This window comes from Variovorax sp. Soil_C_39, from assembly GCF_057656815.1.
Genome location: NZ_JBDGJQ010000001.1, coordinates 159,676 through 179,947 on the forward strand (window position 1 = coordinate 159,676; position 20,272 = coordinate 179,947).

21 protein-coding genes are annotated in these 20,272 nt (G+C 69.1%); 11 read left to right on the forward strand and 10 right to left on the reverse strand.

The annotated features are described in order from the left end of the window. Positions 1-4 precede the first annotated feature (4 nt). From AC3A6J_RS00790 to AC3A6J_RS00820, 7 genes are all read right to left on the reverse strand, one after another. The gene (locus AC3A6J_RS00790; protein WP_487857992.1) at positions 5-478 is read right to left on the reverse strand and encodes a MaoC family dehydratase; all 474 of its coding nucleotides are present in this window, start codon (positions 476-478) and stop codon (positions 5-7) included. A gap of 38 nt (positions 479-516) precedes the next feature. Further along, positions 517-1,650: a thiolase family protein gene (locus tag AC3A6J_RS00795; RefSeq protein WP_487857993.1), complete on the reverse strand. Its 1,134-nt coding sequence runs from the start codon at positions 1,648-1,650 to the stop codon at positions 517-519. Positions 1,651-1,741: 91 nt separating this feature from the next. Then, the gene (locus AC3A6J_RS00800) at positions 1,742-2,329 is read right to left on the reverse strand and encodes a TetR/AcrR family transcriptional regulator (RefSeq protein WP_487857994.1); all 588 of its coding nucleotides are present in this window, start codon (positions 2,327-2,329) and stop codon (positions 1,742-1,744) included. A 45-nt stretch (positions 2,330-2,374) separates the two neighbouring features. Further along, positions 2,375-3,385 (reverse strand): Bug family tripartite tricarboxylate transporter substrate binding protein, encoded by a 1,011-nt coding sequence (locus AC3A6J_RS00805; RefSeq protein ID WP_487857995.1) that lies wholly within the window; start codon positions 3,383-3,385, stop codon positions 2,375-2,377. Then, a complete protein-coding gene (locus AC3A6J_RS00810; RefSeq protein ID WP_487857996.1) occupies positions 3,382-4,155 on the reverse strand; it encodes a DUF72 domain-containing protein in 774 nt (257 codons plus the stop codon). The genes AC3A6J_RS00805 and AC3A6J_RS00810 overlap by 4 nt, the downstream gene beginning before the upstream one ends. Before the next feature lie 78 nt (positions 4,156-4,233). Next, complete coding sequence (xerD, locus tag AC3A6J_RS00815; RefSeq protein ID WP_487857997.1) at positions 4,234-5,145, reverse strand: site-specific tyrosine recombinase XerD; 912 nt, start codon at positions 5,143-5,145, stop codon at positions 4,234-4,236. Positions 5,146-5,232: 87 nt separating this feature from the next. Further along, positions 5,233-6,207, reverse strand: coding sequence for a tripartite tricarboxylate transporter substrate binding protein BugE (locus tag AC3A6J_RS00820; RefSeq protein WP_487857998.1), 975 nt, complete (start codon positions 6,205-6,207; stop codon positions 5,233-5,235). A gap of 103 nt (positions 6,208-6,310) precedes the next feature. Here AC3A6J_RS00820 and AC3A6J_RS00825 point away from each other — a divergent pair, with 103 nt between their 5' ends. Then, positions 6,311-7,228, forward strand: a complete 918-nt coding sequence (locus AC3A6J_RS00825) for an AEC family transporter (protein WP_487857999.1) — start codon at positions 6,311-6,313, stop codon at positions 7,226-7,228. Here the strand turns inward: AC3A6J_RS00825 and queG are convergent. Then, complete coding sequence (gene queG, locus AC3A6J_RS00830) at positions 7,225-8,310, reverse strand: tRNA epoxyqueuosine(34) reductase QueG (protein WP_487858000.1); 1,086 nt, start codon at positions 8,308-8,310, stop codon at positions 7,225-7,227. The genes AC3A6J_RS00825 and queG overlap by 4 nt on opposite strands. On the opposite strand from queG, the gene tsaE reads away from it, so the two are divergent. The 3 genes from tsaE (at position 8,296) to AC3A6J_RS00845 (ending at position 10,810) form a co-directional block, all read left to right on the forward strand. Further along, complete coding sequence (gene tsaE / locus AC3A6J_RS00835; protein WP_487858001.1) at positions 8,296-8,811, forward strand: tRNA (adenosine(37)-N6)-threonylcarbamoyltransferase complex ATPase subunit type 1 TsaE; 516 nt, start codon at positions 8,296-8,298, stop codon at positions 8,809-8,811. The two genes, queG and tsaE, sit on opposite strands and share 15 nt — an antisense overlap. Further along, on the forward strand, positions 8,808-10,385 hold the full coding sequence (locus tag AC3A6J_RS00840) for an N-acetylmuramoyl-L-alanine amidase (RefSeq protein WP_487858002.1): 1,578 nt from the start codon (positions 8,808-8,810) through the stop codon (positions 10,383-10,385). The genes tsaE and AC3A6J_RS00840 overlap by 4 nt, the downstream gene beginning before the upstream one ends. A gap of 131 nt (positions 10,386-10,516) precedes the next feature. Beyond that, complete coding sequence (locus AC3A6J_RS00845; RefSeq protein WP_487858003.1) at positions 10,517-10,810, forward strand: YMGG-like glycine zipper-containing protein; 294 nt, start codon at positions 10,517-10,519, stop codon at positions 10,808-10,810. 51 nt (positions 10,811-10,861) lie between these two features. On the opposite strand, the gene AC3A6J_RS00850 is transcribed toward AC3A6J_RS00845, so the two are convergent. Next, positions 10,862-11,530, reverse strand: a complete 669-nt coding sequence (locus AC3A6J_RS00850; protein WP_487858004.1) for a DedA family protein — start codon at positions 11,528-11,530, stop codon at positions 10,862-10,864. A gap of 61 nt (positions 11,531-11,591) precedes the next feature. On the opposite strand from AC3A6J_RS00850, the gene AC3A6J_RS00855 reads away from it, so the two are divergent. The 5 genes from AC3A6J_RS00855 to AC3A6J_RS00875 all read left to right on the forward strand — a co-directional run bounded on the left by AC3A6J_RS00855 (position 11,592) and on the right by AC3A6J_RS00875 (position 17,588). Further along, positions 11,592-12,812, forward strand: coding sequence for a dienelactone hydrolase family protein (locus AC3A6J_RS00855; protein WP_487858005.1), 1,221 nt, complete (start codon positions 11,592-11,594; stop codon positions 12,810-12,812). 55 nt (positions 12,813-12,867) lie between these two features. Then, entirely contained in the window at positions 12,868-14,727 is a 1,860-nt protein-coding gene (gene mutL, locus AC3A6J_RS00860) for a DNA mismatch repair endonuclease MutL (RefSeq protein WP_487858006.1), read from the forward strand. 191 nt (positions 14,728-14,918) lie between these two features. Beyond that, positions 14,919-15,890 carry an alpha/beta hydrolase gene (locus AC3A6J_RS00865; RefSeq protein WP_487858007.1) on the forward strand — a complete coding sequence of 324 codons (972 nt, stop codon included), beginning with the start codon at positions 14,919-14,921 and terminating at the stop codon, positions 15,888-15,890. A 67-nt stretch (positions 15,891-15,957) separates the two neighbouring features. Beyond that, positions 15,958-16,941: a tRNA (adenosine(37)-N6)-dimethylallyltransferase MiaA gene (gene miaA, locus AC3A6J_RS00870; protein WP_487858008.1), complete on the forward strand. Its 984-nt coding sequence runs from the start codon at positions 15,958-15,960 to the stop codon at positions 16,939-16,941. Further along, positions 16,938-17,588, forward strand: a complete 651-nt coding sequence (locus tag AC3A6J_RS00875; protein ID WP_487858009.1) for an ABC transporter ATP-binding protein — start codon at positions 16,938-16,940, stop codon at positions 17,586-17,588. Before miaA ends, AC3A6J_RS00875 begins: the two co-directional genes overlap by 4 nt. 6 nt (positions 17,589-17,594) lie before the next feature. Here AC3A6J_RS00875 and AC3A6J_RS00880 read toward each other — a convergent pair whose 3' ends face one another. After that, the gene (locus AC3A6J_RS00880) at positions 17,595-18,557 is read right to left on the reverse strand and encodes a threo-3-hydroxy-L-aspartate ammonia-lyase (protein ID WP_487858010.1); all 963 of its coding nucleotides are present in this window, start codon (positions 18,555-18,557) and stop codon (positions 17,595-17,597) included. 120 nt (positions 18,558-18,677) lie between these two features. Here AC3A6J_RS00880 and AC3A6J_RS00885 point away from each other — a divergent pair, with 120 nt between their 5' ends. Further along, positions 18,678-19,397 carry a GntR family transcriptional regulator gene (locus tag AC3A6J_RS00885; RefSeq protein WP_487858011.1) on the forward strand — a complete coding sequence of 240 codons (720 nt, stop codon included), beginning with the start codon at positions 18,678-18,680 and terminating at the stop codon, positions 19,395-19,397. Beyond that, entirely contained in the window at positions 19,394-20,269 is an 876-nt protein-coding gene (locus tag AC3A6J_RS00890) for a phytanoyl-CoA dioxygenase family protein (RefSeq protein ID WP_487858012.1), read from the forward strand. The genes AC3A6J_RS00885 and AC3A6J_RS00890 overlap by 4 nt, the downstream gene beginning before the upstream one ends. The last annotated feature ends 3 nt before the right edge of the window (positions 20,270-20,272 follow it).

A 20,272-nucleotide genomic window follows, 5' to 3' on the forward strand; every position in this document is an offset into this window, starting at 1 on the left:
AGCGCTACGCCGGCCGAGCGTGCACCACGAGCTTCGGCCTGAAGTCCTGCAGCACCTCGCCGTGCTGGTTGCACGTCTGGCAGTGCATCGTCACCATCGCGCGGCCGGGCTTGCTGCGCGAAGGCGCGATCTCGACCACCTCGCTCACCACATGCAGCACGTCGCCCGGTCGCGTCGGCTTCGGCCATTGAAGCTGGCCGCCTGAACCGATGATGCCGTCGGCGAGCGGAACGCCGCTTTCCACCAGCAGCTTCATCGTCAGCGCCGCGGTGTGCCATCCGCTCGCCGCAAGGCCACCGAAGAAGGTGGCCTTCGCGGCCTCTTCGTCGGTATGGAACGGCTGCGGATCGAACTGCGACGCAAAGGCCTTGATCTGCGCGGCATCCAGCGCATGCTCGCCGCTTCGGAAACGGTCGCCGACCGACAGGTCATCAAGGTAGAGCTTGCGCGCCGCGCCCGCTTCAGGAATTGCAGCCATGGGGCCTCCGTGTGGTGATGGTCGCCATTCTCGGGCGATCAGGCGCGCTCGAGAATGGTCGCGATGCCCTGCCCGCCGCCGATGCACTGCGTGGCGAGCGCATAGCGGCCGTGCTCGCGCGCAAGCAGCGAAGCCGCCTTGCCGGTGATGCGCGCGCCGGTCGCGCCGAGCGGATGGCCGATCGCGAGCCCGCCGCCATCGAGGTTGATCTTCGCGGCATCGAGGCCGAGCTCGCGAATGCAGGCCAGCGCCTGCGACGAGAACGCCTCGTTGATTTCGATCACGTCGAGGTCGGCCGCAGCAAGGCCCGCGCGCGCGAGTGCCTTGCGGGTCGCGGGAATCGGGCCGATGCCCATGACGGCCGGGTCGACGCCCACGGTCGCGAACGAACGGATGCGCGCGAGGGGCGTCAGGCCGTGCTTGGCGGCGAAGGCGTCGCTGGTCACGAGCACCGCCGCCGCGCCGTCGGTCAGCGGCGACGAGGTGCCGGCCGTCACCACGCCGTCGGGCCGGAACGCGGGCTTCAGGCTCGCGAGCGCTTCGGCCGAGGTCGTCGGGCGGATGCAGCCGTCGGCCTCGACCTGCTCGCCCGACGCCAGGCGCACCGGCACGATCTCGCCCGCGAGCCGACCCTCGGCGCGCGCGGCGGCGGCCTTGCGGTGCGATTCGACAGCGAACGCCTCCTGGTCGGCGCGGCTCACCTGCCAGCGCGCGGCGACGTTTTCGGCCGTCTCGCCCATCGAGATGTAGGCATCGGTGCCGGCTTGCAGATCGGGGTGTGGCGAGAAGTTGAAGCCGCCCTGCGGCACCATCGTCATCGACTCCACGCCCACGCAGAGAAACGCCTCGCCCATGCCGGCCTCGATCTGCGCCGCGGCGATGTGCACGGCCTGCATCGACGAACCGCAGAAGCGGTTGACCGTCATGCCGCCCACTTCATGCGGCAGCCCGGCCAGCAGGCCAACGATGCGCGCGAGGTTGTTGCCCTGCGACGCCTCGGGGTAGGCGCAGCCCAGGATCACGTCCTCGAGCAGCGCGGGGTCGAGGTCGGTGCGCTGCAGCAGGCCCCGGACCACGCCGGCGGCGAGCGTGTCGGGGCGCACTTCGGCGAGCGCCCCCTTCTTGGCGAAATGGAATGGCGAGCGGGCATAGGCAGATATCACGGCTTTCATCGGAGACTCCTTCGTTGCAACAAACCTACCATCCAATCGGTAGGCACTCTGGGCCAAAAAATGGGCGCACTGCGCCCGCTGTTCGCCCGCCTCAGGCGGACAATGAACTCCTGAGCTGGGCGATGGCCTCGTCGAAGTCCTCAGCCCGTCCCGTCATGCGCGAAGCAAGCAGCGCACCCTGGCAGACAGAGAACACATAGGCCGCCAGCGAAGCGGCCGACGGCGCGCCCGGCGTCTGCCGCTGCTGCGGCGCCAGCGCGCCGAGCACGCCTGTCAGCCACAGCACCTGCGTGTTGCGCAGGTCCTGCACGGCCTGGCGCAGCTCGGACTCGATGCAATCCCAGCCCGGCGTGAGTGCCCCCGCCGGGCACATGCCCGAACCCGCCTTGAGCGTGTTGCGGTACATGCGGAAATAGGATTCGAGCGCCTCCTTCGGCGCACGCACCCGCGCTGCGTCCCAATCCTTGAACTGCTGGGTCGCCTGGCGGATCACCGCGATGCCGAGCGCTTCCTTGGTCGGAAAGTGGTGGTACAGGCTCGCCTTGCGAATGCCGATGGTGTCGGCCACGTCCTGAAAGCTGAAGCCCAGGTACGAGCGCGTCTCGATCAGCGACCGTGCCACCGCGAGGATCTGCTCGCGGGTGCTGCCGGCGGCAAGGGCGGTAGCTCTGGTGGACATCTACCTACTATAAGGTAGGGAATGGCGAGCCTGCAAGCCGGAGGGTCAATCGGCCTTGATGTTTGCCGCCTTGACGATCCGAGCGTTGCTCTCGAACTCGATCGCGATCTCCTTCGCGAAGGCGGCCGGGGTGCCGACGGTCGGCACGTTGTCGGTGGCGGTGAGCTTGGCGCGCAGTTCGGGGCTTGCCAGCGCCTTGTTGATCTCGGCGTTGTAGCGGGCCACGAGGGCGGGCGGCATCGCACCCGGCGCGAAGACGCCGAACTGCGAGCTGATGTTGGCCGCGTTGAAGCCGAGTTCGCCGAGCGTGGGCACCTGCGGCAGGCTGTCGAGCCGCGCCGGGGCGCCGACTGCGAGCGGGCGCAGCTTGCCCGACTGGATGTGCGAGGTGAGCGTCGGGCTGGCATTGGTCGAGAGAATCTCGAACTGCCCGCCGAGTGCGTCGTTGAGCTGTTGGCCGCCGCCCTTGTACGGCACGTGCGTGATGTCCACGCCCGTCGCGGCGCGCACCTGCTCGAGCACGATGTGGCCGAGCGAGGCCGGGCCGGAGGTGGCCCAGCGCACCGCGCCGGGCTGCGCCTTGGCCTCGGCGACCAGTGCGCGGAAATCGCGCGCCTTGCTCGCGGGCGTGGCGACCAGCAGCACGGGCGAATACATCACGCTCGCGACCGGCGCCACGTCCTTCAGCGGATCGAAGGGCAGCTTGCCCAGGTGCGGGCTCAGCACCAGCGGGCTGATGGCCGAGAAGCCCAGCGTGGCGCCGTCGGGCGCGGCCTTGGCAACCGCGTCCATGCCGATCGCGCCACTCGCGCCGGCGCGGTTCTCGACCACCACGGTGACGCCCATCTGCGCCGCGAGACGGTCGCCGAGCGCACGTGCGACCACGTCGCTGACGCCGCCCGCCGGGTAGGCGACGATCAGCTTCAGCGTCTTGGGCGGTGCGGGCGCGGTTTGCGCGACCGCGGCGCCGGACAGGAGCGTGCCGGCCGCAGCCAGCAGGGCGAGCACGGCGGTGCGCCGCGCAGGGGAGGAGGAGGAAGAAGAAAGTTCTGTCATGTCGCGCGGGATTCTGCCGCATCGGCGACGCGAAGCCGGCGGGCCAGCGTCATCGCGTTGCCCACCGCTTCGCCGCCAGCGGTGTTGTCGAAGATGCACCAGCACTGCACACCCTCCTCGCGCGCACGCTGCAATCGCTCGGCGAGGCGTGCGAGCAGCGCATCGTCGTAGGCCGACCAGTAGCGGCGCGGCGAACCGTGCAGCCGCAGGTACACCAGCGCGGGCCAGCCGCCGGGCGCTGCCGCCTCGTCGAACAGCACCGGGTCGGCCAGCACACGCGCTACGCCAAAGCGCGCGAGCAGGGCGTCGACGGCCGGCGCGAACCAGCTGCGGTGGCGCGGCTCGAGTGCCACGGCGCCGGCATGCCTGCGGCGCAGCGCCGCCAGGAAACGCTGCACTGTGCGAGGCTCGAATGCCAGGCTCGGCGGCAGTTGCACGACGAGGCAGCCGAGCTTCGCACCCAGGCCTTCGACCTGCGCCAGGAAATCGTCGAAAGCCGGCATCGCGCCGGCGAGCCGGCGCTCGTGGGTGATGGCCTGCGGCAGCTTGACGGCAAAGCGAAATCCCTCGGGCGTGGCGGCGGCCCAGCGCGCGTAGGTCTCGGCGCGGTGCGGGCGGTAGAAGGAACTGTCGATCTCGACGGTGTCGAAGCGCTGGGCATAGCGCGCAAGGTGCGACCCCTCGGCAGGAAAGTGCGGCCACATCGCGCGCGGCAGGCTCCAGCCTGCGCAGCCGATGCGTGCGGGGTCGGCGGGAATGGCCTGGAGCATCCCCGCATGGTAAGCACGCGGCGTGCAGCGACGCCGACATCTTCACTTCGGCCCACGCGCCGTGCCCGGCCGAGTGGATCAGCCGCGCGGATGGTGCTGCGCATGCAGCTGCTTGAGCCGCTCGCGCGCCACGTGCGTGTAGATGGTGGTGGTCGAGATGTCGGCATGCCCGAGCAGCAGCTGCACCGCACGCAGGTCGGCGCCGTGGTTCAGCAGGTGGGTGGCGAACGCATGGCGCAGCGTGTGCGGCGACAGCGGCACATGGATGCCGGCCGCGGTGGTCTGCTTCTTCACGATCATCCAGAACATCACGCGCGTCATGCCCGCACCGCGTGCGGTCACGAACAGGTCCTGCGTCTGCTGGCCGCCGAGGATGTCGGGCCGCGATTCCTCGAGGTAGCGCTCGATCCAGCGCCGCGCCTCGCCGCCGAAGGGCACGAGCCGCTCCTTGCTGCCCTTGCCGAGCACGCGCAGCACGCCGTCGTTGAGGCTCAGGTCGGTAACCTTGAGCGAAACCAGTTCGCTCACGCGCAGCCCGCTCGCGTACATCAGCTCGAGCATCGCGCGGTCGCGCAGCCCGAGCGGCGTGTCGACGTCGGGCGCGGCGAGCAGGTCGTCGACCTGCTTCTCCGACAGCGTCTTCACCGCGCGCGGCATCTGGCGCGCCGGCGCGAGCCGCAGGCTCGGATCGGCCACGATGCGCCGCTCGCGCAGGGCCCAGCGGTAGTAGCGCTTGAACACCGTGAGCCGCCGGTTCGCGGACGTGGCCTTGCCGCGCGTGGACAGGCGCGCACCCATGTAGGCCTGCAGGTCGCTCTCCTTCGCCGCCTCGAGCGCGAGTCCCGCACGCTCCTTGTGCAGCCACTGCGCGAACAGCGCTAGGTCACGCCGGTAGGCGGCAAGCGTGTTCTTCGACAACCCGTCCTCGAGCCAGAGGGCGTCGATAAAGTCGTCGATTCCACGAGTGGGCGGGGCGGCGGCCTCGGTCATGGCGGCAAGATAGCAAAAAGAAAACGGTGAAGAACAAAAGAAAAGGGCCACCCGTGCGCGGGCGGCCCTTTTTTCAGGCGAGGCGGATCATTCGAGCTTGAGCTTCTGCTTTACGACCACCTGCTTGTACACCTCGTACTCGGCCTTGATCTGCGCGGCGAACTGCTCGGGCGTGTTGGCCACGATCAGCGAGCCGGTGTCCTCGATGCGCTTCTTCACTGCCGGATCTTCGACCGCCTTCTTCACACCGGCGTTGATCTTGTCGACCACTTCCTTCGGCACGCCCTTGGGGCCGAGGATGCCGTAGTAGGCCATGCGGTTGACGGGCTCGAGCCCGACTTCCTTGAAGGTGGGCACGTTCGGCAGCGCGGCGAGGCGCTGCGGCGCCGACACCACGATCGGCACCAGGCGGCCACTCTGGATGAAGGGCATCGCCGAGGGGATGTTGTCGAAAATGATCGGCACCTGGCCCGCCACCACGTCGTTGAGCGCAGGGCCCGCGCCGCGGTACGGGATGTGCGTGACGAAGGTGTTGGTGAGGCTCTTGTAGAGCTCCATCAGCAGGTGGCCGATGCCGCCCGTGCCCGACGACGCGTACGAATACTTGCCGGGGTTCTTCTTCAGCTCGGCCACGAACTCGGCGTAGTTCTTGGCCGGGAAGCTCGGGTTCACCGCAATGATGTTCGGCGTGGCCGCGATGTTGATGATCGGCGTGAAGTCGTTGATCGGGTCGTAGGGGACCTTCGGGTTGATGGCCGGGTTGGCCGCCGTGCTCGAGACCGTGGCCACGCCGAGCTTGTAGCCGTCAGGTGCCGCGCGCGCCGTCTCGGCCGCGCCCACGATGCCGCCGCCGCCGGCGCGGTTGATCACCACCACGGGTTGGCCGAGCACCTTGCCCAGCGGATCAGCGATCACGCGCGCCACGATGTCGGTGGTGCCGCCCGGCGCGAAGGGAACGCTCAGTTCCACCGGTTTGGTGGGATAGCCCTGGGCAAAGCTCTGGCCCGTGGCCGCGAGCAGCGCGGCAGCACCCACGATGGCGCTCCATTGACGACGTTGCATCTATAACTCCTTGATTGACTGTGGTCGAAAAAGCAAAGCCCCGGATGCTAGCCGCAGCACGCGCCGCCCTGTGCTGTGGATTACCCATGGTTTTCTACGGTTTATGCTCGAAGCGGTGAACTTTGCACAGCTGCTCTTCCCGGATTTCTCGCTCATCGCCATCGGTTGGCTACTTTGCCGCTACACCGCGCTGGACCGCCGCGTCTGGGACCAGGTCGAGAGCCTCGTGTACTACTTTCTATTTCCGGTGCTGCTGTTCCACTCGATCGTGCGCAGCCCGCTCGATTTCGGCGCCACCTCTAGCCTGCTCACGGCCGGCGTGGGTGTCGGCGTCTGCGGCATCGCGATGGCCTACGCCCTGCCCTTCGTGCCCGGCCTCGGCCGGCACATCGACCGGCGCGACCACGCGGCCAGTGCGCAGATCGGATTCCGCTTCAACTCCTTCATCTGCCTGGCGCTCGCCGAGCGGCTTGCCGGTCCGCAGGGCTTGCTGCTGATCGCGGTGCTCATCGGCGTGTGCGTGCCGATGTTCAACATCGCCGCCGTCTGGCCGATGGCGCGGCATGCCAAGGCCGGCTTCGCGCGGCAACTGGTGCGCAACCCGCTCATCGTCGCCACGCTCGCCGGGCTGCTCGCCAACGTGCTGGGGCTCACCGTACCGAACTGGGCGACGCCGACGCTCACGCGCATCGGTGCCGCGTCGCTCGCGCTCGGCCTCATGGCCGCGGGCGCGGGCATGCAGTTCGCAACGCTGGGACGCGGCAAGGCGCTCGCGGTATCGGTGCTCGCCATCCGCCACCTGTTCCTGCCGCTCGTGGCCTGGGGCCTGTCGCATGCACTGCGCCTCGACGCGACCCAGGCCGCGGTGCTGATGGCGTTCTCGGCCGTTCCGACCGCTTCGAGCGCCTATGTGCTCGCGGCGCGCATGGGCTACAACGGGCCGTACGTGGCGGGGCTGGTGACGCTGTCTACGCTGCTGGGGGTGGTGAGCCTGCCGTTCGCGCTGGCGCTGCCGCGCTAGGCAGCATCGGCCCCGGCGCCTTGCGCAAGCCCCCACGCCACATGCTCGCGCACCAGCGCGCTGGCATCGTCCGCGCGCGTGGCCAGCGCCTCGGCGGCGCCCGGTTCGCCGGCGCGCAGGGCGTTGCCGAGGGCCACGGCAATGTTGCGCAGCCAGCGCTCGTGGCCGATGCGACGGATCGGGCTGCCTTCGGTGCGGCGCAGGAACTCGTCCTCTGTCCAGGCGAAAAGCGATGCCAGCGTCTGGCCCGTGAGCCCTTCGCGCGCATCGAAGTCGGGCAGCACGCTCTTCTTCGCGAACTTGTTCCAGGGGCAAGTCAGCTGGCAGTCGTCGCAGCCGTAGATGCGGTTGGCCATGAGCGGGCGCAATTCGAGCGGGATCGCGCCGGCATGCTCGATGGTCAGGTACGAGATGCAGCGCCGCGCATCGAGCCGGTGGGGCGCGACGATGGCCTTTGTCGGGCACACGTCGATGCAAGCGCTGCAGCTGCCGCAATGCGCGCTCACCGGTTCGCTCTCCGGCAGTGCCATGTCGACGTAGATCTCGCCGAGGAAGAACATCGAGCCCGCGTCGCGATCGAGCACCAGCGTGTGCTTGCCGCGCCAGCCCTGGCCGCTGCGCGAGGCGAGCTCGGCCTCGAGCACCGGCGCCGAGTCGGTGAAGGCACGGTGCCCGAACGGCCCCACTTCCTCGGCGATGCGCTCGGCGAGCTTCGCGAGCCGCGTGCGCATCACCTTGTGATAGTCCCGGCCACGCGCATACAGCGAGACGATCGCCTCGCCGGGACGCGAGAGCCGATCGAACTCGATCGCCTGCCACTCGCCCTCGGGCGTGTCGCGCGGCAGGTAGTCCATGCGCGCCGTGATCACGCTCACGGTGCCCGGCACCAGCTCGGCCGGCCGCGCGCGGCGCGTGCCATGCGTTGCCATGTATTTCATCTCGCCATGGAACCCATGGGCCAGCCATTGCATCAGACCGGCCTCGGCGCTCGACAGATCGACGCCCGCGATCCCTATTTGGGAGAATCCGAGTTCCCGGGCCAAGGCCTGAATACGAGCAACGAGTGGATGGCTGACGATCACTTGCCGATTGTAGAAACGCAGAAGACCCCGAACGCCAGCCGCAATTTGCACTGGCAAAGCGAGGACGACACCGCCGCCTTTGCGCGCGCCCTCGCCGCCGCCCCGGCGCTGCGCGATGCCTTTGTCGCACTGCACGGCGACCTCGGCGCGGGCAAGACCACCTTCGTTCGCCACCTGCTGCGTGCGCTCGGCATCGACGGCCGCATCAAGAGCCCGACCTACGCCGTGGTCGAGCCGCACGAGGCGCCCGATGGGCTCGCCATCTTCCACTTCGACTTCTACCGGTTCAACGACCCGCGCGAATGGGAGGACGCGGGCTTCCGCGACATCTTCGCCGGACCCGGACTCAAGCTCGCCGAATGGCCCGACAACGCCGCCGGCCATATACCGGCTGCCGACCTCGCTATTAAAATAGAAGCAATGACCGACGACACCCGCCACGTGACCCTTCTTGCGAACACCCCCCGCGGCAGCGCCCTGCTGGCGCAGACCGGCGCATGAAGGCGAGCGGGCTGAAGCGGCGCGTGCTGCTGCAGGGCGGCAGCGTCGCGCTGATGCTCGGCGTGCACCAGATCGCGCGCGGCGCCACCATCCTGGCAGTGCGCGTGTGGCCCGCGGCCGACTACACGCGCGTGACCATCGAATCCGACGCGCGGCTCAAGTCGCAGCAGCTGGTGGTCGGCAGCCCGCCGCGGCTCGCGGTCGACATCGAGGGCATCGACCTCAACCCCGAGCTGCGCGAACTCGTCGGCAAGATCAAGCCCGGCGATCCCTACATCAACGGGCTGCGCGTGGGCCAGTACGCACCGAAGGTGGTGCGCATCGTGTTCGACCTGAAGCAGGCGGTGGTGCCGCAGGTCTTCTCGCTCGCGCCGATCGCCTCGTACAAGCACCGGCTCGTGCTCGACCTGTACCCCGAGCAGCCGGTCGACCCGATGGAGGCCCTGATTGCCGAACGCCTGCGCGACGCGCCGCGCGGGCGCGGCAACGGCAGCAACGATGCCGCCGTCGCAGCGGCGCCCCCGGCCGCGCCCTATGCCGGCTACACCGGCCTGGCCCCCGACGGGGGGCCACCGATCCTTGTGCGGCCGTCGCCGAACGTGCCCGCGCCGCCCCTGCCGCGCCCGCCGGTTCCGCCGCCGGTGCCGATGCCTGTGCCTGTGCCGGTCATGCCGCCGCGCCCGCCCGCCGTCGCCAATGCGCCAGCGCAGGCCGATCCGCTCGGCGAACTGATGGCGCAGCAGGCCACGCGGCCCGCGCCTCCCACACCGCCTGCGCCTTCAGCACGCCCTCCCGCGGCACCGCCGCCCGTGGCCGTGGCGCGCAGCGGCGCGACCGCGAACCGCACCGACCGCATCATCATCGTGGCGCTCGATCCCGGCCATGGCGGCGAGGACCCCGGGGCCATCGGTCCCAACGGCACGCGCGAGAAAGACATCGTGCTGCAGATCGCGCACCGGCTGCGCGACCGCATCAACGCGAGCAGCGTCAACGGCAACCCGATGCGCGCCTTTCTCACGCGCGATGCCGACTTCTTCGTGCCGCTGCGCGTGCGGGTCGACAAGGCGCGGCGCGTGCAGGCCGACCTCTTCGTGAGCATCCATGCCGACGCATTCACCACGCCCGCCGCCCGCGGTGCAAGCGTGTTCGCGCTGAGCCAGAGCGGCGCGTCGAGCAGCGCCGCGCGCTGGCTCGCGAACAAGGAGAACGATGCCGACAAGGTCGGCGGCGTGAACGTCGGCAACCACGACGTGCAGGTGCAGCGCGCATTGCTCGACATGAGCACCACGGCCCAGATCAACGACAGCCTCAAGCTCGGCGGCGCGATGCTCGGCGAGATCCGCGGCATCGGCGCGCGGCTGCACAAGCCCCGCGTCGAGCAGGCCGGCTTCGCGGTGCTCAAGGCCCCCGACATCCCGAGCGTGCTGGTCGAGACCGCGTTCATCAGCAACCCCGAGGAAGAAGCCAAGCTGCGCAGCGCGAGCTATCAGGAAGACCTTTCCGATGCGCTGATGCGCGGCATCCAGCGCTACTTCGCGCAGAATCCGCCGCTCGCGCGCAGCCGGCAGCTTTGAAGGCGCGCCCCGCCCTGCCGTCCCACGCGGCCCGGGCCGTCAGACCGCACACCTATGCGCGGCAGACTCCTACACTGGGCGAATGCGACTTTTGCGCATGATGAGTCCATCACTCTAGAAAGGTGGACATCATGATGAAGGCACGAATCTGGATCACCGCTGCAGCGGCTACCACGGTCATGGCGCTGGCGGGCTGCGCTTCCGGCCCCAACCAGAACCTGGGCACCGGCATCGGTGCACTCGGCGGCGCGGCCGTGGGGCATGCCATCGGCGGCAACACCGGCGCCACATTGGGCGGCGCGGCCATTGGCGGCGTCATCGGCAATCAGGTGGGCCGCAACGTCGACGAGCGCAACTACTACAACCAGCAGCAGCAGGCCTACCCGCCTGGAACCTACTATCCGAACAATGGCCCGCGCTACTGAGCGGGCCGGCATTGAAAGAGCGCGCCGCCGGCGCGCTTTTTTTTTGTACGCTCAGGCCTTCGTGGGAACCGCCGCGCGCGCCTTCTCGGCGCGCGACGCACGCCAGGCACCGAAGATCGCGAGCACGCCCGGCACGAAGATCAGCGCCCAGATGATCTTGTCGAGGTGCTCGCGCACGAACGGCAGGTTGCCGAAGAAGTAGCCGGCGGTGGCGATGCCGAGCACCCAGATCAGCGCGCCCACCACGTTGTACATGGTGAACTTCGCGCGGTTCATCTCGGCCACGCCAGCCACGAAGGGCGCAAAGGTGCGGATGAAGGGCATGAAGCGCGCCAGGATGATCGTGACGCCGCCGTAGCGCTCGTAGAACGCGTGGGCCTGATCGAAGGCCTTGCGATTGAAGAAGCGCGAGTTCTCCCACTTGAACACTTTCGGCCCAAAGTAGCGCCCGATGCTGTAGTTGCACTGGTCGCCGAGGATCGCCGCCGCGATGAGGATCGCGCAGGCCAGCGGATAGCTCATGAACCCCGCGCCGCACAGCGCACCCACGATGAACAGCAGCGAGTCGCCGGGCAGGAACGGCATCACCACCACGCCGGTCTCCACGAACACGATCAGGAAGAGCAGCGCGTAGACCCAGGGGCCATAAGCGATGACGAAGGCCTCGAGGTGCTTGTCGACGTGCAGGATGAAGTCGACGAGAAAGCTGATGATTTCCATGGTCGCGGATTATCCTTGCTGCACGCCGTCCGGCGTTCCATGATGAATTCGGAGATCCCACATGACAGGTCGATACATCCGCGTCGATGCCCGTGACGGCAGCGGCTCCTTCCGTGCCTACCTTGCAACGCCCGAGGCCGGCAGCGGCCCCGGCCTGGTGATCGCACAGGAAATCTTCGGCATCAACCACACGATGCGCGAGGTTGCCGACTACTACGCCGAGGAGGGCTACGTGGCACTGGTACCCGACCTGTTCTGGCGCCAGGAGCCCGAGGTGGAGCTCGGCTACAGCGAGGCCGACTGGCAGCGCGCGTTCGGTTTCTACCAGGGCTTCGACGAGGCCAAAGGCATGGAAGACATCCAGTCGACCCTCGACGCGCTGCGCGCGCTGCCCGAGGTGGACGGCGGCAAGGCCGGCGTGCTCGGCTTCTGCCTCGGCGGCAAGCTCGCCTACCTCGCGGCCTGCCGCACCGATGCGGATGTGGCGGTGGGCTACTACGGCGTGGGCATCGACGCAGCGCTCGACGAGGCCGAGCGCATCCGCCGATCGCTCATGCTGCACATCGCCGAGCTCGACAAGTTCTGTCCGCCCGAAGCCCGCGAGCGCATCGTGCAGGCGCTTGCCGGCCGCCCCGACGTGACGCTGCATGTCTATCCGGGCATGGACCATGCGTTTGCACGCGCGGGCGGCGAGCATTTCCACAAGCCTTCGGCGCTCATGGCACACGAGCGCAGCATCGCCGCGCTGAAGGCCGCGATCGGCCCGAACTACGACCTGTCGGCGCTCTGGGACAAGCACTGCGAATACGAATTCGGCACGCGCAACGTCGACGACACCATGTCGACCATGGTCGCCGAGCCCTACGTAAACCACATTCCCACCATGACCGGCGGCGTGGGCTACAAGGCGTTGCATGCCTTCTACAGCAACCATTTCGTCAACAGCAATCCGCCCGACACCACGCTGACATCGATCTCGCGTACCGTCGGCGCCACGCAGGTGGTCGACGAGCTGCTGTTCAGCTTCACCCACACCACCGAAATTCCGTGGATGCTGCCGGGCGTGGCGCCCACGGGGCGGCGCGTCGAGGTGCCGCTGCTGGCCGTCATCAAGTTCCGCGGCAACAAGCTCTATCACGAGCACATCTACTGGGACCAGGCCAGCGTGCTGGTGCAGGTCGGCCTGCTCGACCCCGCGCTGCTGCCGGTGGCCGGCGTCGAGACGGCGCGCAAGCTGCTCGACGAGACCCTGCCGTCGAACACGTTGCTGACGCGGGGCTGAAGGGCATCTGCCGGCCACAGGCGGCGCGGGTGGATGCGCTTCTAGAATGCCGCTCGTGAGTGCCCTTCCCGCTTCCATTTCCCCTGCTTCCGAACGCCGGCCGATCCGCGAGCTTCCCGACGAGCTGATCAGCCAGATCGCCGCCGGCGAGGTCGTCGAGCGCCCGGCCTCGGTGGTGCGCGAACTGCTCGACAACGCGCTCGATGCCGGCGCGCGCCAGGTCACGGTGCGGCTGGCCTCGGGCGGCGTGCGGCTGATCTCGGTCGAGGACGATGGCCAGGGCATTCCGCGCGAGGAACTCACGGTGGCGCTGCGGCGCCACGCCACCAGCAAGATCGCGAGCCTCGACGACCTCGAGACGGTCGGCACGATGGGGTTTCGCGGCGAAGCGCTGGCGGCCATCAATGCCATTGCCGATCTCAGCATCCTGTCGCGCTTTGGCGGCGCCGACAGCGCCTTCGCGCTCGACGGCCGCACCGGCGAGCTGCGCCCGGTGGCGCGCGCCGTGGGCACCACGGTCGAGGTGCGCGAACTCTTCTTCGCCACGCCCGCGCGCCGCAAGTTCCTGAAGACCGATGCCACCGAGCTGGCGCACTGCATCGATGCGGTGCGCCGCCATGCGCTGGCACGCCCCGAGGTCGGTTTCTCGGTCTGGCACGACGGCAAGCTCGTCGAGCAGTGGCGCGCGGCCGAGCGCCGCGAGCAGCGGCTCGCCGATGCGCTGAGCGATGAGTTCGTCGCGCAGAGCGTGACGGTCGAGCACCTCGGCGGCGCGGTGCGCGTGGTCGGCCGCGCGGGCATCCCCGACGCGGCACGCTCGCGCGCCGACCAGCAGTTCTTCTACGTCAACGGCCGCTTCGTGCGCGACAAGGTGCTGTCGCACGCGGTGCGCAGCGCCTACGAAGACGTGCTGCACGGCCAGCGCCAGCCGGTTTACGTGCTGTACCTCGAGATCGATCCCGCGCGCGTCGACGTGAACGTGCACCCGACCAAGATCGAGGTGCGCTTTCGCGATGGCCGCGAGGTGCACCAGGCGGTGCGCCATGCGATCGAGGACGCGCTCGCCGCGCCGCGCGCGGGCGATGCCGCCGTGGCATCGGCGAGCGCGGCCGCCACGCCCTTCTTCCTGAAGCAGCCGGTCCCCGCCAGCGGCGAGAACTGGACCCAGCCGGCCATCAATTTCAGGGCCGCCGAGCGCGGCGCCGGCGACTTCGAGGCCATGTGGCCGCGGCGCACCGGCCAGGACGAGGCGGCGCCGGGCGTGCCGTTCCGCGCCCCGACGGGGCTGTCCGCGGCGCCCGAGGCACCGGCAGCCGCCACCAGCGAGCAGGCCTGGCCGCTCGGCCGCGCGCTCGCGCAGCTGCAGGGCATCTACATCCTCGCCGAGAACAGCCAGGGGCTGGTGGTGGTCGACATGCATGCGGCGCACGAGCGGATCGTCTACGAGCGCCTCAAGTCGCAGCTCGAAGGCGCCGCCATCACGAGCCAGCCGCTGCTGATTCCGGCCACCTTCGCGGCCACGCCGCAGGAAGTGGCGACCGCCGAGGCCTGCGCCGCGGTCCTGCCCACGCTGGGCCTCGAGATCACGCCGTTCTCGCCACGCACCCTGGCGGTGCGCGCGGTGCCCGGAACGCTGGCGGACGGCGACCCGGTCGAGCTCGCGCGCAGCGTGCTGGCCGAACTGGCCCAACATGACGCCAGCACCGTGGTGCAGCGGGCGCAGAACGAACTGCTCTCGACCATGGCCTGCCACGGCGCGGTGCGGGCCAACCGAAAGCTCACGATCGACGAGATGAACGCCCTGCTGCGCCAGATGGAAGCCACCGAGCGCTCCGACCAGTGCAACCACGGCCGGCCGACCTGGCGCCAGCTGTCGGTCCGCGAACTCGACGCGCTTTTCATGCGCGGTCGCTAAGTTCGTTACAAATTGTTGAGGGTTTTTCCGGAGATTTCGCCGTCATCCGCGGTCTGGGCACGGGCGTTGCATGTGAGGACCAAAGTGTCGATGAACACTTTGGCAGGGGGAGGCCTGGAATGCAGTGTCGGCGTGTTCCAGGAAGAAAGCACATGAACTTTTCCGCCGACATCGTTGTCTGTCCCTTGCCCATGAAACGCTGGTCCCTGTTTGCCTCCGTTCTTTCGCTTTGCGCCCTCTTGGCCGCCGGCTGCGCCACGTTCGACGAACGACAACGCGAATGGATCTTCCAGCCCAGCGACCGGAGCTGGGGCAACAGCGCCAGCATGACCTCGGGCATGCAGGATGTCTGGATCGACTTCCAGTCGTCCATCACCGGCGAGCCCGCGCGGCTGCACGGTCTCTGGCTCGGCGGCGAACCCGAGACGACCGACCGCCCCGTGATGCTCTACCTGCATGGCGCGCGCTACAACGTGGCCGGTTCGGCCCCGCGCATCCAGCGCATGCACGAACTGGGCTTCTCGGTGCTCGCGATCGACTACCGCGGCTTCGGCAAGAGCACCAAGGGCCTGCCGTCGGAGGAATCCGCGCGCGAGGACGCCCGCGCAGCCTGGACCTGGCTCGCCGCGCGCCATCCGAAGCAGCACCGCTACATCTTCGGCCACTCGCTCGGCGGCGCCATCGGCATCGACCTCGCCTCGCGCGTGGGTGACGAAAGCGGCACCGTGGTCGAGAGCACCTTCACCTCGATCGCCGACGTGGTGAGCAGCTTCAAGTGGGGCTGGCTGCCGTTCGGCCCCTTCATCACGCAGCGCTTCGAGGCCATCAACAAGGTCAGGGACATCGGCGCACCGCTGCTGGTGGTGCACGGCACCGCCGACAGCCTCATCAATCCCACGCTGGGCCGCAAGCTCTACGAGGCGGCCACCGTACCAAAGCTGTTCGTGCTGGTCGAAGGCGGTTCGCACCACAACACCAACTCGATCGGCGCGGCGCAATACCGCTCGGCGCTCACGCAGTTGTTCCGCATGAACCCCGAAGCCACGTTCGCGCGTGCGCCGCGGCCGCAGCCGGTGCTGCCGCCCGCGAACCGCATCGACGCCGACGGTTCGCAGCCCGAAGTCCAGACCAGGGCACGGCAGGCGGGCGCGCAGTCGATCTGAGCCCCGGCGGCAGGCGCTGCCCTGCCGCGGCACCGCGGCTTTGGTTGTTTGCTACCCTCGGGCGCTTATGCCGCCTTCCGTCGCCGCCTCCGGCCGCCCCGAACCCCTGAAGTACATCGCGCTGGCCGGGCCCACGGCATCGGGCAAGACCGCCGCCGCGCTCGCGCTGGCGCGCCGGCTTCCGGTGGAAATCGTCAGCGTCGACTCGGCACTGGTCTACCGCGGCATGGACATCGGCACCGCGAAGCCGAGCGACGGCGAATTGCGCGCCGTGCCGCACCACCTGATCGACATCCTCGATCCAAGCGAGCGCTACAGCGCCGCGGCGTTCGTCGCCGACGCCACCCGGCTCATCGGCGAGATCCGCGCGCGCGGCGCCCTGCCGCTGCTGGTGGGCGGCACCATGCTGTATTTCAAGGCGCTGTTCGACGGCATCGACGCGATGCCCGCGGCCGACCTCGAGGTGCGTGCGCGCATCGACGCCGAGGCCGCGGCGATCGGCTGGCCCGCGATGCACGCGCGGCTCGCCGAGGTCGATCCGGCAACCGCCGCGCGGCTCGCGCCGCAGGACAGCCAGCGCATCCAGCGCGCGCTCGAAGTGTGGGAAAGCAGCGGCCAGCCGCTGTCGCGCTTTCATGCGGGCGCCCACAAGACCACGCCCGCGGCCGCAGGCGGGCGCCTGTTCTCGCTCGAACCCGCCGACCGCGGCTGGCTGCATGCCCGCATCGCCGAGCGCTTCGACGCGATGCTGGCCGCGGGCCTCCTCGACGAGGTGCGCGCGCTGCGCGCACGCGGCGATCTCTCGCCCGAGTTGCCATCGATGCGCTGCGTCGGCTATCGCCAGGCCTGGGAAATGTTTGATGAGCTCGACGCGCCCGACGCTGCCGCGATGCATGCGCTGCGCGAGCGCGGCATTGCCGCCACGCGCCAGCTCGCCAAGCGGCAGATCACCTGGCTGCGCAGCATGCCGCAGCGCACGGTGATCGTCTGTGACGCGCCCGGGGCCACCGACGCGGCCGTGCAATGCATGGCGGAGGCGATCGAGGCATGACGTTGTGCATCACCGACCTCGGCAAGCACTACGGCGACGTGCCCGTGTTCGAGCATGTGACGCTCACCATCGCGCCTGGCGAGTTCGTCGCGATCGTCGGCGAGTCGGGCGTCGGCAAGTCGACGCTGCTCAACTGCATGGCCGGCCTCGATCGCTGGGACACCGGCACGGTGCGGCATGGCGAGACCGACATCGGCGCCCTCGACGGCGAAGCCTGCGCACTGTGGCGGCGCCGGCATGTGGGCTTCGTGTTCCAGGCCTTCCATGTGCTGCCGCACCTGGACGTGGCGCAGAACGTGTCGCTGCCGCTGATGCTGCTGGGCGCTGCGCGCGACGAGGGTCGCGTCGCGCAGATGCTTGAGGCGGTCGGCCTGGGGGACATGGGCGCACGGCTGCCGCAGACGCTGTCGGGCGGCCAGTTGCAGCGCGTGGCGATCGCGCGCGCGCTGGTGCACCGCCCTGCGCTGCTGCTGGCCGACGAGCCCACGGGCAACCTCGACCCGTCGACCGCTGCCAAGGTGATGGAACTGCTCGTGCGCCAGACCCGCGAGCATGGCGCCTCGCTGGTGCTGGTGACGCACTCGGAAAGCGCCGCGGCCCGCGCCGACCGCCTGCTGCACCTCACGGCCAGCGGCATTCGTGCCTGAAGAAGCTCAACTCGCGATCAGCGACGCGAAGCGCGCCAGGTCGACATTGCCGCCGCTCACCACGATGCCCACGCGCTGCCCTGCGATGGCCTTGCCCGCGGCGATGGCGCCCGCGAAGGCCAGGCAGCCGGTCGGCTCCACCACCATCTTCATGCGCTCGGCGAAGAAGCGCATCGCCTCGACCAGCTGGTCGTCCGTCACCGTGAGGATGTCGTCCACGTCGCGGCGGATGATTGCGAAGGTGTACTCGCCCAGGTGCTGCGTCTGCGCGCCGTCGGCGATGGTCCGCGGCGTCTCGATGTGCACGATGCGGCCCGTGCGGAACGACTGCTGTCCGTCATTGCCGGCCTCGGGCTCGACGCCGTAGACCTTGCAGGCCGGCGCCAGCGCGCGCGCCGACAGTGCCGAACCCGACAGCAGCCCGCCGCCGCCGAGGCAGACAAAAAGCTGGTCGAGCGGGCCGCTCTCCTCGATCAGCTCCTTCACCGCGGTGCCCTGTCCGGCGAGCACGTCCGGATGGTCGTAGGGCGGGATCATCGTCATGCCGCGCTCCTCGGCAAGCCGCTTCGTCAGCGCCTCGCGGTCTTCGGTGAAGCGGTCGTAGGTCACCACCTCGGCACCGTAGCCGCGCGTGGCCGCGACCTTCGCGGTGGGTGCGTCCAGGGGCATCACGATCACGGCCGGCATCGACAGCAGCCGCGCCGACAGCGCGATCGCCTGCGCATGGTTGCCAGACGAGAACGCGATCACGCCGCCCTTGCGCTGGGCCGCGTCGAATTTCGACAACGCGTTGAAGGCGCCGCGGAACTTGAACGCGCCCATGCGCTGGAAGTTCTCGCACTTGAAGAAGAAGCTGGCGCCCCAGCGTTCATCGGCCGTGCGCGAACGCAGCACGGGCGTGCGATGGGCATGGCCCTCGAGCCGCGCGGCCGCGGCGGCGACGTCGTCGTAGGTGGGAAGTGACTGCATGCGCGCAGCTTAGCCGGTTGCATTTTCTTTCGGCCGGCATGGGTGAAAACCCGCTGCGCGCGGCGGCGCCAATCTCTGTACTCTGTATACAGACTTCAGGAACAGGAGCCTTCCACCACCATGCCCGCCCAGCTCGTCAGCATCGAAGCCGCTCCCGACCTCGTCGACCAGGTGTACCGCGCCCTGCTCGGCGCCATCAGCAGCGGCGAACTCGCGCCCGGCGAACGGCTCACGCAGGAAGACATCGCCCAGCGTCTCGCAGTGTCGCGCCAGCCGGTGCTGCAGGCGCTGCGCCTGCTCAAGAAGGACGGTTTCGTGCACGACGCACCGGGGCGCGGCGTGCTCGTGGCGCCACTCGATGCCGAGTGGACGAAGAAGGTCTACCAGGTGCGCGGCGCGCTCGACGTGCTGGCCGCACGGCTCGCGGCGGGGGAACGCTTCATCATCGACCCGAAGCTCATGCAGCGCGGCCGCCGCGCCGCGCGCGGGCGCAACGTCGAGGCCATGATCGACGCCGACATGGCCTTCCACCAGGCCATCTACGACGCCTCGGGCAACCCGCTGATCGGCCAGAGCGCCGGCCAGCATTGGCGCCACCTGCGCCGCGCGATGGGCGCGGTGCTGCAGGCGGAGCCGCAGCGCGACTCGCTCTGGGACGAGCATGAAGCCATTGCAGCGGCCATTGCGGCGGGCGATGCCGAGCGGGCCGCGCGCCTGAGCGAAGCGCATGTGGCCCAGGCCAGCGAGGCGCTCGGCCGGCGGCTTGCCGAACAGCTTTCGCGCGGCACGGCCGCCGCGCCCTCTTTCCCAAACCCCACCCCCCAAGGAGACACCGCATGAAGCTGACATCCGAGCAACGCGCGCAGTTCGAGCGCGAGGGCTACCTGTTCTTTCCCGGCCACTTCTCGCCGGAAGAGATCGGCGTGCTGACCGATGCCGTGCCCGCGCTCTACAGCCGGCGCGAGGCCTTCAACGTGCGCGAGAAGGGATCGGACGCGGTGCGCACCAATTTCGCGGCCCACCTGATCAGCGAACCATTCGCGAAGCTCGCGCGCCATCCGCGCATGGTCGGCCCGGTGCGCGATCTCTTCGAGGAGGAGGTCTACATGCACCAGTTCAAGATCAACGGCAAGATGGCCTTCGAGGGCGACGTGTGGCAATGGCACCAGGACTACGGCACCTGGCTCAACGACGACCTGATGCCCACCGAGCGTGCGATGAACGTTGCGATCTTTCTCGACGAGGTGACCGAGCACAACGGGCCGCTGATGTTCATTCCGGGCAGCCACAGGAAAGGCGTGGTCGATGCGAAGCACGATCTCACGACGACCAGCTATCCGCTCTGGACGGTCGACAACGACCTGATCCGTCAGCTGGTCGAGCGCGCCGGCGGCAAGCAGGGCGGCATCGTCTCGCCGAAGGGTCCGGCCGGTTCGATGATCCTGTTCCACAGCTGCCTGGTGCATGCCTCGGGCAGCAACCTGTCGCCGTTCAACCGGGTGGCGGTGTACCTGAGCCTGTGCGCGGTCAGCAACCACATCCGCCGCCACAAGCGCCCCGAATACATCGCGCACCGCGACTTCGCGCCGATCGAGATGCTGCCCGACGACTGCCTGCTGAAGCCCTACCCCGTCGATCTGCCGTGGAAGAACGGCCTGCCCGAGAGCGCGCTGGCGACCTCGCTCGAGGTGCGCGACACCGTGGAGGCCTGACCC